This is a genomic window from Pantoea sp. NPDC088449 (assembly GCF_044753225.1).
Lineage (GTDB): Bacteria > Pseudomonadota > Gammaproteobacteria > Enterobacterales > Enterobacteriaceae > Pantoea > Pantoea floridensis.
Window position 1 is genome coordinate 1,184,703 of sequence record NZ_JBIVMT010000001.1, and the last position, 15,050, is coordinate 1,199,752.

13 protein-coding genes are annotated in these 15,050 nt (G+C 56.9%); 1 reads left to right on the plus strand and 12 read right to left on the minus strand.

Annotated features, from left to right (window positions below; all coding sequences use genetic code 11):
- Nucleotides 1-288: 288 nt before the first annotated feature.
- Complete coding sequence (locus ACIP6T_RS05655; protein ID WP_097097305.1) at nucleotides 289-1,053, plus strand: hypothetical protein; 765 nt, start codon at nucleotides 289-291, stop codon at nucleotides 1,051-1,053.
- Nucleotides 1,054-1,115: 62 nt separating this feature from the next.
- Here ACIP6T_RS05655 and rluF read toward each other — a convergent pair whose 3' ends face one another.
- From rluF to ACIP6T_RS05715, 12 genes are all read right to left on the minus strand, one after another.
- On the minus strand, nucleotides 1,116-1,997 hold the full coding sequence (gene rluF / locus ACIP6T_RS05660) for a 23S rRNA pseudouridine(2604) synthase RluF (RefSeq protein ID WP_400455861.1): 882 nt from the start codon (nucleotides 1,995-1,997) through the stop codon (nucleotides 1,116-1,118).
- A gap of 96 nt (nucleotides 1,998-2,093) precedes the next feature.
- Complete coding sequence (locus ACIP6T_RS05665; protein ID WP_345829714.1) at nucleotides 2,094-3,014, minus strand: metallophosphoesterase; 921 nt, start codon at nucleotides 3,012-3,014, stop codon at nucleotides 2,094-2,096.
- The gene (locus ACIP6T_RS05670; protein ID WP_400455863.1) at nucleotides 2,993-3,841 is read right to left on the minus strand and encodes a carbohydrate ABC transporter permease; all 849 of its coding nucleotides are present in this window, start codon (nucleotides 3,839-3,841) and stop codon (nucleotides 2,993-2,995) included. Before ACIP6T_RS05670 ends, ACIP6T_RS05665 begins: the two co-directional genes overlap by 22 nt.
- Nucleotides 3,838-4,749, minus strand: a complete 912-nt coding sequence (locus tag ACIP6T_RS05675; RefSeq protein ID WP_400455864.1) for a carbohydrate ABC transporter permease — start codon at nucleotides 4,747-4,749, stop codon at nucleotides 3,838-3,840. The genes ACIP6T_RS05670 and ACIP6T_RS05675 overlap by 4 nt, the downstream gene beginning before the upstream one ends.
- 2 nt (nucleotides 4,750-4,751) lie before the next feature.
- Nucleotides 4,752-6,029 carry an ABC transporter substrate-binding protein gene (locus tag ACIP6T_RS05680; RefSeq protein ID WP_400455866.1) on the minus strand — a complete coding sequence of 426 codons (1,278 nt, stop codon included), beginning with the start codon at nucleotides 6,027-6,029 and terminating at the stop codon, nucleotides 4,752-4,754.
- A gap of 27 nt (nucleotides 6,030-6,056) precedes the next feature.
- On the minus strand, nucleotides 6,057-7,157 hold the full coding sequence (locus tag ACIP6T_RS05685; RefSeq protein ID WP_400455869.1) for an ABC transporter ATP-binding protein: 1,101 nt from the start codon (nucleotides 7,155-7,157) through the stop codon (nucleotides 6,057-6,059).
- A 96-nt stretch (nucleotides 7,158-7,253) separates the two neighbouring features.
- A complete protein-coding gene (locus ACIP6T_RS05690) occupies nucleotides 7,254-8,258 on the minus strand; it encodes an ABC transporter permease (RefSeq protein WP_400455871.1) in 1,005 nt (334 codons plus the stop codon).
- The gene (locus ACIP6T_RS05695) at nucleotides 8,251-9,195 is read right to left on the minus strand and encodes an ABC transporter permease (protein WP_097097297.1); all 945 of its coding nucleotides are present in this window, start codon (nucleotides 9,193-9,195) and stop codon (nucleotides 8,251-8,253) included. The genes ACIP6T_RS05690 and ACIP6T_RS05695 overlap by 8 nt, the downstream gene beginning before the upstream one ends.
- A 1-nt stretch (nucleotide 9,196) precedes the next feature.
- Nucleotides 9,197-10,825, minus strand: a complete 1,629-nt coding sequence (locus tag ACIP6T_RS05700; protein ID WP_400455873.1) for a dipeptide ABC transporter ATP-binding protein — start codon at nucleotides 10,823-10,825, stop codon at nucleotides 9,197-9,199.
- Between the two features lie 9 nt (nucleotides 10,826-10,834).
- Nucleotides 10,835-12,586, minus strand: coding sequence for an ABC transporter substrate-binding protein (locus tag ACIP6T_RS05705; RefSeq protein WP_345829705.1), 1,752 nt, complete (start codon nucleotides 12,584-12,586; stop codon nucleotides 10,835-10,837).
- 20 nt (nucleotides 12,587-12,606) lie between these two features.
- The gene (locus tag ACIP6T_RS05710; protein WP_400455875.1) at nucleotides 12,607-13,815 is read right to left on the minus strand and encodes a GNAT family N-acetyltransferase; all 1,209 of its coding nucleotides are present in this window, start codon (nucleotides 13,813-13,815) and stop codon (nucleotides 12,607-12,609) included.
- A 10-nt stretch (nucleotides 13,816-13,825) separates the two neighbouring features.
- Nucleotides 13,826-15,049 (minus strand): acyl-CoA dehydrogenase family protein, encoded by a 1,224-nt coding sequence (locus ACIP6T_RS05715; RefSeq protein WP_345829702.1) that lies wholly within the window; start codon nucleotides 15,047-15,049, stop codon nucleotides 13,826-13,828.
- Nucleotide 15,050: the final 1 nt, after the last annotated feature.

Genomic DNA, 15,050 nt, shown 5'->3' on the forward strand with positions numbered 1-15,050 from the left:
CCTGGAAAAATAATAAAATGTTGTGTTGCACCTGTTTGCTGGCGCGTGAAATAAAAATTATCACAGCCATTTTTTATCCATAATGCTATTTTCAACTTAAGCTAGTCGGCAATTGATAATAGTCGGGAAGCGAATAGAGGGAGCAGCCTGCAAATTTAGCGCTTCGCTTATCAATCTATTTTAGCGAAATCGCATTCATTACTGGTAATCCATACAGATAAGGTTCAGGATGGTTGCTCATCCTGGACTAACGTCCACGGCAATTCACCCTCTATCTGAGGGCTCTTTATGAATTTTTACTCAACTGAAACCGTCTGCGCCTTAACCGGTGCCAACCGCGCAAATCTGCGTCGCTGGTTGCGCGGTGGATTGATATCAGAAAACAGTATCAGCAAGGATTGGAGCAGGCATCAGGTTGATGAAGTGCTGGCCATGATGTCGTTAACCGCCGGTGGCGCGACGCTGTGGCAAATCCATCAGGAAAAAAAGGGCGAAGCGGATTATTCATCGTCCGGCTGGCTTGCCCGACGTGGTGATATGTTGCGCCAGCTGGAATTGGGTTCCGATCGCGAACTGGCGCGTACCGTACGTAATCTGGCGGGCGATTACAGTAGCGATGACTTTATTAATATCCTGATGAAACCTCTCAATCGCTGGCTGAGAGACGATACTCGTCGTGGCGCAGCGCGTCGCCTGGCACGTTTTCACCAGGCCATTACTCACCACAGCAATTGCGTAACACGCGCATCAACGCGTCAAAAAAGCATGCCGCTGTTGCTCGAAGTGGTCAGCGTGAGCGATGAAACGGAGATTTGGCTCGAGGCGATTCGTCTTTCCGGTCAGGGATTTTGCGTTGAAATTGATCGCACATCACAGCCGATGCGGTATGGCTCGGAAAGCCGTCACGATCACCATCTATTATGGTGCGGTGCGGGGATCAGTGAAGAGCGGATGGCACAGTTCCAGCGCGGGTTGCGTGCCGGTAAAGCTGTCATGCTGAGTGGACCGGATCGCTCGGTACATCATGCTGTTACTGAGGCTCGGGTTGCCTAGCCGGTGCGTTCAGCACCGGCCATTTCTACTTTGTGTTTTCAGCACACGGCTTGGCAAAAACATCAGCGCCCTTTCTTCTTCCGGCCCGGCTGGGAAAAACGCTGACGATTGGCCGGCTTTGCACCCGCTTTTTCGCCCGTCTTCGCTCCACCTGCCGCAGGTTTTTTCGCGCCAGTGACCGGCTTCTTCTTCGCCTGCGTTTTTTGCGTTTTCTGATCTTCCGAAGATGAGTCTTCAATCAGTTTGAATAGATCGATCAGTTCGTCATCGGTCAAATCACGCCACTCGCCTAGCGGAATGCCTTTCAGGCTGACGTTCATAATACGCGTACGCTCAAGCCTGGTGACTTCAAAACCGAAGTGCTTGGTCATGCGGCGAATCTGCCGGTTCAGCCCCTGAACGAGGATGATGCGGAACACAAAGGTCGATTCTTTCTTAACTTTGCATTTCTTCGTGACGGTGCCCAGCATTGGCACGCCCGCCGCCATTCCAGCAATAAATTCGTCGGTGATCGGTTTATCAACGGTGACCACGTACTCTTTTTCGTGATTGTTACCGGCGCGCAGGATCTTATTCACCAAATCGCCATGGTTGGTGAGGAAGATCAGCCCTTGAGAATCTTTATCCAGGCGACCAATCGGGAACACGCGTTTACTGTGATTAACAAAATCACCGATGTTATCGCGCTCGCCTTCTTCCATGGTGGTGATGATGCCTACCGGCTTGTTCAGCGCAATCAGCACCAGATCCTCTTCATCACGCGGCTCAATCAACTGGCCATTAACTTTGACTTCATCCCCAGCAAACACCTGTGCACCGACGGCGGCACGTTTGCCGTTAATGAAAACGTTGCCTTGTTCGATATAACGATCGGCATCCCGGCGCGAGCAGATTCCGCTCTCGCTGATGTATTTATTCAGGCGTGTGGATGAAGTAGGCAGCATGGTTCCTCCGAAAAAAAACGGACTATACAGCAACCTGGGGCGTTATGGGGAGTGTTGATTGCTGGTCAATTAACGCCAGGCACCACAACCTGCAATTTATGTGCAGCGGGAATGATGATGGCTGATTTCACCGCCATAACCCAAGACGCGCACTTCCTCGCCGGTGATTTCCACCACCGCAAAGGGGATTGATTCCGCTCCATCCAGCATCCCTTTTAGGGTATAAAAGCCTGTTTGACCGATGCGCGCATAGCTGCCGCGATGATCGTGTCCGGTAAAACACCCATGTATGTTGTAACTAGAAAGCAGTTCTGCCAATTCACTACCGTTTAATAAGTTGTGGCTGTTATGCGGTGCCAGCGGATAGTGCCCAAACACCACCACGTTCTCTCCCTGCTGTTGCGCCTGCTGTAGCTGTTGTTCGATCCATACCCTTTGCGCGGTTCCAACCGCGCCATTCCACGGCCTGGCCTGCGGTTGCTGCTGCTCCGCCAATGCCACCAGCATCGCTTCTGCTGTTGCACGATCGTCGCCGTTCATCGCGTTACAGTACAGACTGATATCGTTACCGTCATAGACAATAAAGCGCCACCCTTTCAGCGAGAAGGCGTAATAGCTTTTTGGCAGCGCGGCGGCGTCATTAAGATGCTGCGTAATGGTCTGGGCATCGTGATTGCCCAACACCACCGCATGCGGATGTTCCAGACGCTGGTAAAGCGGCAGCACCGCTGCATAACTTTCCCAATGACGATCCACCAAATCGCCGAGCGTCACGACAAAATCCAGCGGCTGCTGGTTGAGTGCATCAATCGCCTGCGGCAGCTTGTGCAACGCATGACGATAGTAGAGATGTTTATCGCGGTCGGGGTCGATATCCGCATATTGCGGATCGGCAATCAGTCCAAAACGCAGCGTGTCGCTCAGCGGCGCTGAACGGACGTTTGGCAATGCATACAGTTCAGCGACATCACCCAGTAATTCACGCTGTAGTGCGGTTAGCGGATGCGGATAAGACACGGAAAGCACTCGCGAATACCGGCACGCATAAATGATTGAATAAACTGACGCTGGAAAATCAGGAACAGCACCAGCAGCGGCAATGTGGTCATCAACGTCGCTGCGCCAATCAGCGCCCACTGCACGCCCTGCTCTGGCGCAGAAAACAGCTGCAGGCCGACGGTGAGCGGCCGCACGTTAACGGAATCGGTAATCACCAGCGGCCAAAGGAAATCATTCCAGTGGAAACTGATCGACACCAGCGCAAACGCGACATAAATCGGCTTCGCCAGCGGGATATAAATTTTGCGCAGAATGTAGAATCGACTGGCCCCTTCGACAATCGCCGCCTCTTCCAACACCAGTGGAATACTTTTAAAGGTTTGCCGCAGCAGAAAGATAGCAAACGCCGAGGAGAAATACGGCAGCGCAATGCCGGACAGCGTATCGCGAAACCCTAAGGCGCCGATGGTCTGGTAGTTATTCAGAATCAGTACGTCGGGGCTAATCATCAGCTGCAGCAGAATCAGCGCAAAGATCACTCCTGAGAATTTCAGCTGGAAACGCACCAGCGCATAGGCGGCCATCGTTGCCAGAATCAGCTGTACCACCACAATCATCAATACCAGCAGGCTGGTATTGAGAAAGTAGCGAGCAAACGGCGCGGCGTGCCAGGCATGAATGAAGTTTTGCAGCGTAAGCGGCGACCAGAGCGCGAAGCTGGCCTGATCCGATGCTGGGTGAATTGCCACCCACAGCGCCACCAGAATAGGCAGAAACCACAGCAGCGCCGCCAAACCAATGGCGCTATTCAGACACAGGCGGCCAAACGTCATCTTTGGCTTCATTGGTAATGGGCTCGCTTATCCAGCAGGTTAAATTTGAACAGCGCAAGCGCGGCGAGGATCGCCAGCAGCACCACCGTCATGGCAGCCGCAGCCGGCATATTCCAAAAGCTGAAGGCGGTGCGATAAATATAAAACAGTAGCAGGCTACTGCTGTTATTCGGCCCGCCATTGGTCATGGCAATCACCTGATCGACAATACGAAACGCGTTCATCGACGCATTGATCAGCACAAATAGCGTGGTCGGCATCAGCAGCGGCCACTGCACGCGACGGAAGAAATAGCGGCGCGACGCGCCCTCTATCGCAGCGGCCTCGCTGAGTCGTGGGTCGATCTGCTGCAGCGCGGCAAGATAGAAGATCATAAAAAAGCCCGCTTCGCGCCACACGGATACCGCCATCAGGCAATAGAGCGCGCTCCCTGGTTCGCCAAGCCAGTTAATCGCCGGCAGGGAAAACAGCGCCAGCAGCTTATTCATCAAACCGAGCTGCGGCGTATAGAAGAACAGCCAAAGGTTAGCGATGGCGATCATCGGCAACAGCGAAGGGATAAAGAACGCGGTGCGCACCAGCGCATTGGCGCGCATATGACGATTGACCGCCAGCGCCATCAACAGTGCCAGCGTCACCGCCAGCGGAATGGTGATCGCCGCATACAGCAGATTATTCCACAGCGACTGAATGAAGATATCGTCATCCAGTAGCGCAACATAGTTATCCACCCCAACAAAACGGGCGGGATGGCCATTACGTGCCGCACTGAACAGGCTCTGCCACACCGTCGCCACTGCCGGATAGTGCGTAAACAGCAGTAAAAAGCTCAGCGCCGGTAAAATCAGCAGATAGCCATACAGCTGCATTGACCCTAAGCGGGGACGACGAACCGGCGCGACGGCGAGAGGCGTACTCATGGTTATTGATACGCCTTTAACAGACGATCGGCCTGCTGCTGCGCATCTTTCAGCGCCTCGGCGGGGGTTTTCGCCTGAGTCACCGCTGCTTCAACCGCGTGGTTCAGTGCATCCTGAATCTGCACGCTGTTGTAGGTGGAGAGTTCCGGCTGCGCGTACTTCAACTGCTCACGCGCCACCAATGCCTGCGGCACCTGTTTCACGTAATCCTTCATCACCGGGGTTTCCCAGGCCGCTGGAGAAGTGGCGACATAACCGGTCGCGATACTCCAGCGCGCCGCCTGCTCGGGCGACGTTACCCAGCGGATAAATTCCATCGCGGCTTTCTGCTGTTCTGGCGAGGCATTTTTGAATACATACAGGTTGCCGCCGCCGGTTGGGCTGCCGCGCTGGGTCTTCTCTGGCAGCATCGCCACGCCGAACGGGAATGTCGCGTTGTCGCGTACGTTAGTCAGATTACCGGTGGTGGTGATCATCATCGCGGTTTTACCGCTGATAAAATCCTGCGGCGTGGTGCCCCATGCAATCGCCCCCTTCGGCGACACCTGCTCTTTTTGCCCCAGATCGGTTAACCACTGCAGGGTTTCTACGTTGCCCGGCGTGTTGAAGTTAACGGCGGTGCCTTTACCGTTATCCAGACGACCGCCGTTGGTGGCGGACAAGCCCTGGAAATTCCAGTAGCCGTTTGGCGTGGAGGGAATTTCGATGCCCCACTGGCTGACGCCGTTGGCGTCGTTAATCGTCAGTTTCTTACTGAACGCCACCACCTGCTGCCAGTTAGCCGGCGGCGTATCGGCGTTCAAACCGGCTTTCTCAAACGCCTGTTTGTTCCAGTACATCACCACGGTTGAACGCTGGAACGGCACGCCCCACACTTTGCCGTCAATGTGACGCAGAAACGCCGGATAGAAACCGTCAATCCACTTTTTACCTTCGTCGCCGGTTGCCAGATCGCTGGCCGCCACGATGGCCCCGGCATCGATCAGCGAATAGGCTTCGATATCCCCGATAACCGCCAGCTGGGGGGCATTGCCACCGCGAAACGCCGTCAAGGCTTTGGTGACGGTGGTGGCATAGTCACCGGTATACACTGGCTGAATGCTCACTTCCGGGTGCTGTTTTTGGAAATCAGCGACCAGCGCATCCACGGTGTGGCTCACTTTGCCCCCTACCGCGATCGGATAATACATTTGCAGCTTGATCGGATCGGCAGCGAAGGCAGAAGCCGCACTACAGAGCATGAAAACAGAGGCCAGACGTGAATAACGAATCGCAGACATGATATTCCCTTAAGCAAATGACAACGGTTAAACGGCGTATTTTTTCTGTGAGGCAAACATGTTGGGTTCTGCATGGGCGCAGCGCTTGCCGCTCGCGCTATAAAACAGATACTGGCGCGCGGCAGACCACTGCAATCCCACTTCACAGCCGTCGGCGAAATGGTGCATCCCCGGTACTTTAACCGTCAGCGGTTCTGCCATTCCCGCAAGCATGCACACCAACAGCGTGTCGGCGCCCATATATTCCGCGCCGATCGCTGTTGCGGTTAGTGCAGCGTGCTCCGGCGCAATCAGTTGGATATCTTCAGCCCGTAATCCCAGACTGAGCGCCGCCGCGCGATATTCCACCACCGGCGTCGAGAGATGACTTAGGTAGTGATGATTATCCCGCTGCTGCAGCGGCAGAATGTTCATTGGCGGCGCCCCAATAAACTGCGCGGCGAAGATGCTGGCAGGATTGTTATAGAGGTCGTCCGGCGTGCCGTGCTGTTCAATGCGGCCATCGTTGAGCAGAATAATGCTGTCGGCCATGCTCATCGCCTCGGTCTGATCGTGCGTCACGTAAAGCAGCGTCAACGCCAGCTTTTTCTGCAGGGCGCGGATTTCACGGCGCATGCTTTGCCGCAGTTTGGCATCCAGATTCGACAGTGGCTCATCCATCAAGCACAGCGTGTTATTGGCGATGACCGCTCTGCCCAGCGCCACGCGCTGCTGCTGTCCGCCAGAGAGCTGCGAAGGCAAACGGGCGAGCAGTGTATCGAGCTCCAGCAATTGACTGACGTTATCGAGCCGGGCGGCATAGGTGTGCTGATCTTCGCCGCGCGCTTTCAGGCCAAACAGCAGGTTCTCGCGCACGTTAAGGTGCGGGAACAGCGCGTAGGATTGAAACACCATTGAAAGCTTGCGCTGCGACGGCGGTAGATGGGTGATATCGCTATGTTTGAAGTGGATCGTGCCGCCATCCGCCGTTTCCAGTCCGGCAATGGTGCGCAGCAGCGTGGATTTGCCACAGCCCGATGGGCCAAGCAGCGCGACAAAGCTCCCTTCTGCGGCGTCAAAGCTGATGTCTTTCAGGGCGATTTTCTCGCCCCAGGCCTTGGTAATATGATGAAGCGACAGGTGGCTCATGCATCGGCAATCCAAAAATCAGAATGGCGGTAAGCTAGCGGAAGGAAATGAAGGATTTATGTCGCTGAGATGACGCTACGGTGATGCCCCCTGACATCACCCTTCACGCACATGGCTACTGAACACCGCCTTTTGGATAATATCCACCAGGGTATTGCACAGAATAAAGGCGCAGGCGGCGAAAATGGTGGTGCCAATCACCACCGGAAAATCCCCGTCCAGCGCCGCATCAATCGCCAACCGGCCTACGCCATCCAGTCCGAACATCTTCTCCGTGACGATCGCGCCGCCCATGATCGCCGCCAGTTCCATGCCGGTTAATACCAGCACCGGACTCATCGCCGGCTTAAGTGCGTGATCAAAATAGACGCGCCATTCGCTAACGCCTTTGGCGCGCGCGGTACGAATATAATCGTGATTCAGCACTTCGAGCATGCTGGCACGAATAACGCGCTGAAAAATACCGATCTCGGCCAGCGCCAGCGTCAGCCACGGCAACAGCAAATGCCGTAACCATTGCCAGACATTCTCGCTAAACGCGACATAGCCGCCCGCCGGAAAGAGGTCGATCCCTTGCAGTGAGAGCTGATAGAAGAGAAAAAAGATAATCAGCATACCGCTCAGAAAGGTCGGCAGCGACAGCGCCGCATAGGAAAACAGCGCTAAGACGCGATCGATAAACCCCTCGCGATAGCGTGCCGCGAGCACGCCCGTTACCATAGAAATGGCCATCCATATCACTAACGCACCGCATGCCAGTGACAACGTCACCGGAGCTTTAGACAGAATCAGCTCGGTTACCGGCATCTGGAATCGAAATGAGTAGCCCAGCGCCGGTGGCCAGTGCATTAATCCCACGGCTGTCCCCTGAATTTCCGGGCCACGCCACAGGAAATAGCCAAGCTGCTGATACCAGGGATCGTTCAGATGCAGCGCGCGCGCCACCGCCGCAATGGTTTCAGGCGTGGCGTTACGCGGTGCCAGCATCACCGCCGGATCCTGATAGGCAATGCGTGTCAGCATAAAGGCGGCAATCAGCACCAGCAGCAACGTCAGAGCCGCACGCAAAATTGGTGAAACAATAGCGAAAAATTTAGCCATGAGCGCGGTCCAGATGAGGATCAAACACGTTGCGTAAGCCACTGCTTAACGAATTAAAGCCGAGTACGGTAAAAAATAGTGCCAGCGCAGGCGCCGCCAAAAACCACGGTTGTACCTGATACATCGCTGAACGTTGCACATCGGCAATCATATTGCCCAGACTGGCGGCCGGTGCCGGTACACCGACGCCCAGAAATGACAGCGTGGCTTCGGCAATAATATTGGTCGGCAGCTGAATCGCCCAGTAGACGCCCACGGTCGGCAATACCGCTGGCAAAATTTCACGCCACAAAATGTGCCAGCGCGTCATACCCATCAGCTGCGCGGCGGCAACAAACTCCTGATGACGCAGATGCAGCACCAGTCCGCGCGTAAGACGCGCGAAATAGCCCCATGAGAAAAAGGTAATCACCGCCACCACCACCCAGCCAGGATCGACCTTGGCCCCGCCGTCGCTACTGTGATTGAGCGCCAGCAAACTTAACGCAGTGACGACAAACGGAAACGACAGCACCAGATTAATCACCTGCTGGCACAGCAGATCAATACGTCCACCGCGATAGCCGCCAATCAGTCCCACCAGCAAGCCGATGATCATCGCTAACGTGGTGGCAGGAATCGCCACCAGCAGCGACACCCGCGTGCCGTATAGCGTACGGACCAACACATCGCGGCCATTATCATCCGCCCCCAGCGGAAACGCGCGCGTGGGGCCAAGCGGAATCCCCATGTCGTTTAGCGCCGTATCACGAAACTGTTCGGTTTCACCATGCCCCAATTCGTGCGCCACCCAGGGCGCACTCAGCGCGGCAAGCACCACCAGCACCACGATAATCAGGCCACGACGGGCACTGCCTTCTTGTACGATCCGCCGCCATATCCTCGCCGGATGCGCGGCGGGCACGCTCGGGCTATCGATAAGTGATTGCTCCGTCATGTCACTGCTCCTCTGCCATCGCTATTCCACGCGCTTGTCCCGGAATAGCCGCCAGTAACTGTTGCGTCCACGGCTGCTGTGGACGTGAGAAGATCTGTTCACTGCTGCCCTGCTCAATAATCTCACCGTCCCTGAGTACCAACACGCGGTCGCACAACGCGGCCACGGCGGAGAGATCGTGTGAGATAAACAGCAGCGACAGCGATTGCTCGCGGCGTAAACGCATCAGCAGTTGAATAATGCGATGCTGGGTGGTGACATCCAGCGCCGACACCGCTTCATCAGCCACAATCAGCTGCGGCTTCATCGCCAGCGCCCGGGCGATGGCCACGCGTTGACGCTGTCCACCCGAAAGCTGCGCGGGATAGCGCGTGGCCAGTTCAGCGGCTAACTCAACGGTGTGCAGCAGCTGATTCACTGCCGTATGGAGTGCGCTTGCCGTCAGGGGCTGGCCGGTTTCACGCCGCGCGGTAAGCTGCAGCGGATCGCGCAGGATATCCGCTACGCGTCGCCGGGCATTAAGACTGTTGTAGGGATCCTGAAACACCATCTGCACCGCGTAACGCAGAGGATGCTGATGCAGCCCGCGCGCGTCCCCTGCCCGCTGCCAGATCTCGCCGTTCAACACTATCTCGCCCTGATCCGGCCGATCGAGCCCTACGATAATCCGTCCCAGCGTGGTTTTACCGGAGCCGGATTCGCCAACCAGACCAAGAATTTCACCTTTGCGCAGGGTAAAAGCGATGTTTTGCAGCACCTGCTGCTGCCGTGTCACCCACAGCGAGCGTCGGACAAACGATCGGGCTAACGCCTTAACCTGCAACAGCACTTCACCCGGTACATGCGCGGGCTGAGGTGGAAACTGATGCCAACCCGCCGCCAGCAGCGCGCGGGTATACGAATGCTGCGGCGCGGCGAACAGGACGTTTTTCTCCGCTGACTCGACGATGCGGCCTTGCTGCATCACTACCACGCGATCGGCGATATCCGCCACCACGCGTAAATCGTGGCTGATAAAGATCAGGGCACAGCCGTGCTGCTGCTGCAGACGTTTTAACAGCCGCAGGATGCTGGCCTGTACCGTGACGTCCAGCGCCGTAGTCGGCTCATCGGCCACGATCAGCTTAGGGTTCAGCGCAATGGCCATGGCGATCATCACGCGTTGCCGCATCCCGCCAGAAAACTGCGCAGGACGATCGTGATAGCGCTGAGCAGCATCACGTATGCCCACCTCCTCCAGCAGCGCCAGCACGCGCGTGCGCAATGCTTTACGACGCAGCCGCTGATGCGCGCTAATCGCCTCTTCAATTTGTTGGCCGATGCTTTTCAACGGATGCAGATTACTCAGCGGATCTTGCGAAATGTAGCCAATCTGCGCCCCACGTAGCCGCCGGTAGTGCGCCGCGCGGAGATCGTTAAGCCGTATCCCATCAAACAGCCGTTCACCCTGCACCTCAGCACTGGCCGGCAACAGGCCCAACACCGCCAGCAGGCTCAGGCTCTTGCCTGAGCCGGATTCCCCGACGATCGCCAGCGTTTCCCTTGGCGCCACGGCAAAGCTCACCTGTTGAACACGTGGTGATTGCTGATGAAAGCCAATCGTTAACTGGTCAACGCACAGCAGCGGCATAGATTCCCCTTATGGCTTCACGGCAATGTTAGTGATATCGGCCTGCGTTGCCAGTGATGACCACGTCCAATGGGTGACGCGATCGGAGGTGATGGCAACGCGGCGTTTCTCAAACAGCGGAATCCACGGCAGATCGGCGGACACTAAACGATCGGCCTGCGCCCAAATTGGCCCTGGGTTATCTGAGCCGTAGGCCTGCTTCGCTAACGCATTTAGCTGCGGATTGCTATAGCAAATGGCATAGACATTGCCACGGCCGCACGGCGCGGCATCAGAGTTCAGCCAGCCGCCCAGCAACATGCGCGTCGCCGGACCTTGCCAATCAGGCGAGGTCTGCGCCAGTGCCAGATCCCAGCGATTAGCGGGACTTTGCAGATAGGCCATAAACTGCGGTGGCGGAACCGGATTGAGGTTGAGGGTGATACCCGCTTTCGCCAGGTCTTCCTTCAAAATAACCGCCAAGGTGCTGAACTGATTGTTGGCGCGATACACCAGATCAAAACTCAGCCCATTGGGGAAGCCCGCCTCCTGCAACAGCGCTTTGGCTTTCGCCGGGTCGCCTTTGTTATCGGCGGTGGGATAGAGATCGAGGTTCTCATGCCCTAACAGCGTGCTGGTAATAATCTGCCCCAGCGGTAGCGCCGCAATTTTCCCGCCCTGCGCCTGCACCAGGTGTGCACGATTCACCGCATAGGTCAGCGCCTGACGCACTTTCAGATTTCGCAGTGCGGTAGCGCCTGCGCTTTTCGCTTCCGGCTGGGCGTTAATGGCGATGAAGTTGGCGGCTCCGCTGTTGGCAGCGTGCAGATACGGGCTGTTTTTGATCGCGTACTGGCGGATCACCGCCTGCGGTGGCACATCCAGATAGAGCGACAAATCGGCATCACCGGCCTGAATGCGTTGCGTGACGCTGTCTTCATTGTTACCGGTGAAGCTAATCTCAATATTATCAACATAGGCCTTGCGCGCCGGATCCTGCGCATGATTGTAATCTGCCACTTTTTTCAGCAATAGCTTCTGCCCACTTTGATACTCCGCCACGCTATAAGGCCCGCTGGAGGGGAAATGCTTACGCAGCTCCGGCGAGTCCGGATAGTATTTCGCCACAATCTCTTCCGGCAGCGGCGTGACGAAGTTCATCGACAGGATATTGAGGAAATCGTAGTTTTTGCTGTCGGAGCGCAGCACCAGCGTTTTATCATCCGGTGCGCTGACGCCGGCGATCTCATGGGAATCAATAAAGGCCTGGGTGGCCGCTAAATCGCCGGTCGGCACCCTGGAAAAATCTTTGCAGTAGGCAGCAAAACCGGAGAAGGCGAGGTTGAAATAGTTCACGGCGGCCACCGGCTTATTGGGATCGCAGAAGCGTTTGATGGTGTAGACAAAGTCCTTCGCCACAATAGGTCGGGTGGTCGGTCCCGCGAAGTGAATGCCGTCGCGCAGATGGAAGGTATAGGTTTTGCCATCGGCGCTGACGTCCCAGGATTTGGCTAAATCCGGCACCAGCGCCGTATCGTCTTTCAGGCTTTGCGGCGATCCTGCATAGGTCACCAGCTGGCGGGTTACCGCGCGCATAATTTCCCATGAATCCACCGAGTAGCCGGTTTGCGGATCAAAGGCATCGATATCGGACTGCAGCGAGGCAATCCGCAGCGTCCCACCCGACTGCGGCACCTCTGCCGCCGTGGCATTCAGTGCGGCCGTCGCCATCAACGCCAACAGCATACTCTGGCCCGCGAGGGGCCAACGTGCTTTACGCATGACATTTCTCCTGGTTTCAATCAAAAAAACAGCCCGGACCATGGCTGCTCAGCCACGGCAAACAGCCGTTCAAGGTGTTCCGCAACGTGCGGACGATGAATGTGAATGTTTTGGCTATAAATCAACTGCCACACGCGACTGCCGCCCAGTATTAAGCTGGCCAGCGCATCAACGCTTAAGGTGGCATCGGGTTGCGCTTCACTGCGCGTGATGCCCTGCGCTGCGATGCGCCAGCGCCCCTGATTGTGCGGCAGCAGCGGATCGCGAATGTCGAGGATCACCGCGTCATCCGTGGCAAAAGTACGTGCCTGTAATACGGCCTGCACATCAACAATGCGCAGCCAGCTTTCATCGCGCTGCGCACTGACGGTGACGGCGCGCGGGTTATCCACCAGCAGCGGCAACGGATCATCGACAGGACGTGAAGGAAAATGCAGGTGCCGGGTGATATCCAGCTGCAACAGAAAAGCGATTAAGCGGCGATAGCTGTCGCCATCCGGCGCATGCAAATCGTCTACCACCAACGTGCGATCGCGGCTGTAAAGCCAGTTGTCATCCGGTTGCGCGTGATAGCGGACAAACGCTTGCGCTTCACCGTGCTGCACGTCGAACGCCACATAATGGTTAAGATTGCTGTGCGTCAGACGATGCTGCTGCATCGCCCACCACTGCGGCCAGCGGCTTAACGTCCCTGCTCGCCATGACGGAAAACGTTGCACCACGGCGATTTGCTGCGCCCAGGCATCCGCCGCCGGTCGCAGCTGTATCTGCCCCGGCACGGCGGGCAGCTGCAGCAGCTCCCGCTTATCCAGGTGATAGCTGCTTAACCAACTGGCGATGCCGTAGCCCAGACGACGATACAGCGTGCCCTGCGAGGCGCGCAGCGTCGCCACCGCCACGCCGCGCCGGTGAAATTCGTGCAGCTGAGCGCTCAGCAGCGCACGCATCACGCCGCGCCGGGTAAAATGCGGCAGCACGCCAACATGAGTGACGGCGCTGTGTGAAACGCGCTGGCCGCCCGGCAGCGTCAGTTCACCGCTAAAACTGTTGGTGGTGCCCACCAGTTCACCCTCCAGCCAGGCGCCCCATACGCGCTGGGGTTCCAGATAGCGTTCAACCCACTGCTCCTGCGGCGTGACACCGCCCGGCAGGCCAAACATCGCCTGACGAAACGTCTGCGCGGCGGCCAGTAAGGTGGTTGCGTCATCAATTAAACGGACTTGCGGCATGATCGACGCTCTACGCTTTTTTCGGTGGCGCGTAGACGCGCGGGGTTGGCAGTTTGCCCGTCAGCACATAATCCCCCACCTCACGAATGCGGTAGCTCACCGGATCGTGCAGCGTGTGCGTGCGCACGTTACGCCAGTAAACATCCAGTCCGTAGCGATTGTCGGTTGAGCGGCCACCGGTGAGTTCAAACAGCTCATGACTGATTTTCAGCGCAACGTTATTCGCAATCACTTTGGCCTGATCGGTTAACAGCGCCAGTTCGCCCCACTGTGCTTCCGTTAACGCATCGCCAGCATGGAAAGCGGCCTGGTAGGTGCGCGCCGTCTTCTCCGCCAGCGCAATACCCGCCGCAAGTTCCGAGGCGAGTTCACCGGCCTTCAGGCGGTGATAAGGATCATCCAGCGCCTGTTCTACGCCCGACTCTGGCCACGGTCTTACGCTGGTACGGAAATAGTGGGCGGCGTGCTTCAGCGCGCCTTCAGCGATGCCCAGATAGAAGTGCACGAAAATCAGCTGGCTGAACTGATTACGCAACGCATTACGCAGTACCGCGCTGGCGGGGTTCTGTTCCAGCCCGGTGAGACGATCCTGTGGACGTAGACGAACACGGTCAAAATCCAGCGTGCCGCTGGCGGTGAGGCGTTGTCCCAGGTTATCCCAGTCATCATTAAAGCGGATGCCGGGTTGATCGGCCGTCACCTGATACTGCACCAGCTGGTCATCAATCCAGACGGCGATCGTCATCACTTGCGACACCGCCGCGCCGGTGGCAAAGGTGCGGCGGCCGCTGACTAAGACATCGTCGCCATCCCACTCCAGCTTCAGGCGTGGATCGCGCGGATTACTAATGCTGGACTGGAACCAGCCGTGCTCAACAATGCCGCGCGCAATGAATTCCCACTGCGTACGATTGCCCAGGATGTAGCTCCAGACGCCGTTCGAATAGTGATAGGCGATGAGCTGCCCCAGCGAACCGTCGGCGGCCGAGATAATGCGGCTGATCTCCAGCGCCTGCACCAGATCGACGCCGCCGCCACCCAGCGATTTCGGCACCGCCAGTTTTAACAGCCCGCTTTGGCGCAGCCAGTCGATCTCTTCAAACGGATGCTGATTAGCCCGGTCGCGCGTCTGTAAGGTGCTGGCCAGACGATCGGCCACCTGCTGTGCTACCTGCTTCCAGTGCGCGAATTCTTGCTCGCTGACGCCCTGATAAATGTCGTTGGCGTGACTCATA

Coding starts and splice junctions, on each gene's coding strand:
- ACIP6T_RS05695 (WP_097097297.1), bottom strand. CDS start 9,195: ATGACGGAGCAATCACTTATCGATAGCCCGAGCGTGCCCGCCGCGCAT.
- ACIP6T_RS05705 (WP_345829705.1), bottom strand. CDS start 12,586: ATGCGTAAAGCACGTTGGCCCCTCGCGGGCCAGAGTATGCTGTTGGCG.
- ACIP6T_RS05715 (WP_345829702.1), bottom strand. CDS start 15,049: ATGAGTCACGCCAACGACATTTATCAGGGCGTCAGCGAGCAAGAATTC.
- ACIP6T_RS05710 (WP_400455875.1), bottom strand. CDS start 13,815: ATGCCGCAAGTCCGTTTAATTGATGACGCAACCACCTTACTGGCCGCC.
- ACIP6T_RS05670 (WP_400455863.1), bottom strand. CDS start 3,841: ATGAAGCCAAAGATGACGTTTGGCCGCCTGTGTCTGAATAGCGCCATT.
- ACIP6T_RS05700 (WP_400455873.1), bottom strand. CDS start 10,825: ATGCCGCTGCTGTGCGTTGACCAGTTAACGATTGGCTTTCATCAGCAA.
- ACIP6T_RS05685 (WP_400455869.1), bottom strand. CDS start 7,157: ATGAGCCACCTGTCGCTTCATCATATTACCAAGGCCTGGGGCGAGAAA.
- ACIP6T_RS05655 (WP_097097305.1), top strand. CDS start 289: ATGAATTTTTACTCAACTGAAACCGTCTGCGCCTTAACCGGTGCCAAC.
- rluF (WP_400455861.1), bottom strand. CDS start 1,997: ATGCTGCCTACTTCATCCACACGCCTGAATAAATACATCAGCGAGAGC.
- ACIP6T_RS05675 (WP_400455864.1), bottom strand. CDS start 4,749: ATGAGTACGCCTCTCGCCGTCGCGCCGGTTCGTCGTCCCCGCTTAGGG.
- ACIP6T_RS05690 (WP_400455871.1), bottom strand. CDS start 8,258: ATGGCTAAATTTTTCGCTATTGTTTCACCAATTTTGCGTGCGGCTCTG.
- ACIP6T_RS05680 (WP_400455866.1), bottom strand. CDS start 6,029: ATGTCTGCGATTCGTTATTCACGTCTGGCCTCTGTTTTCATGCTCTGT.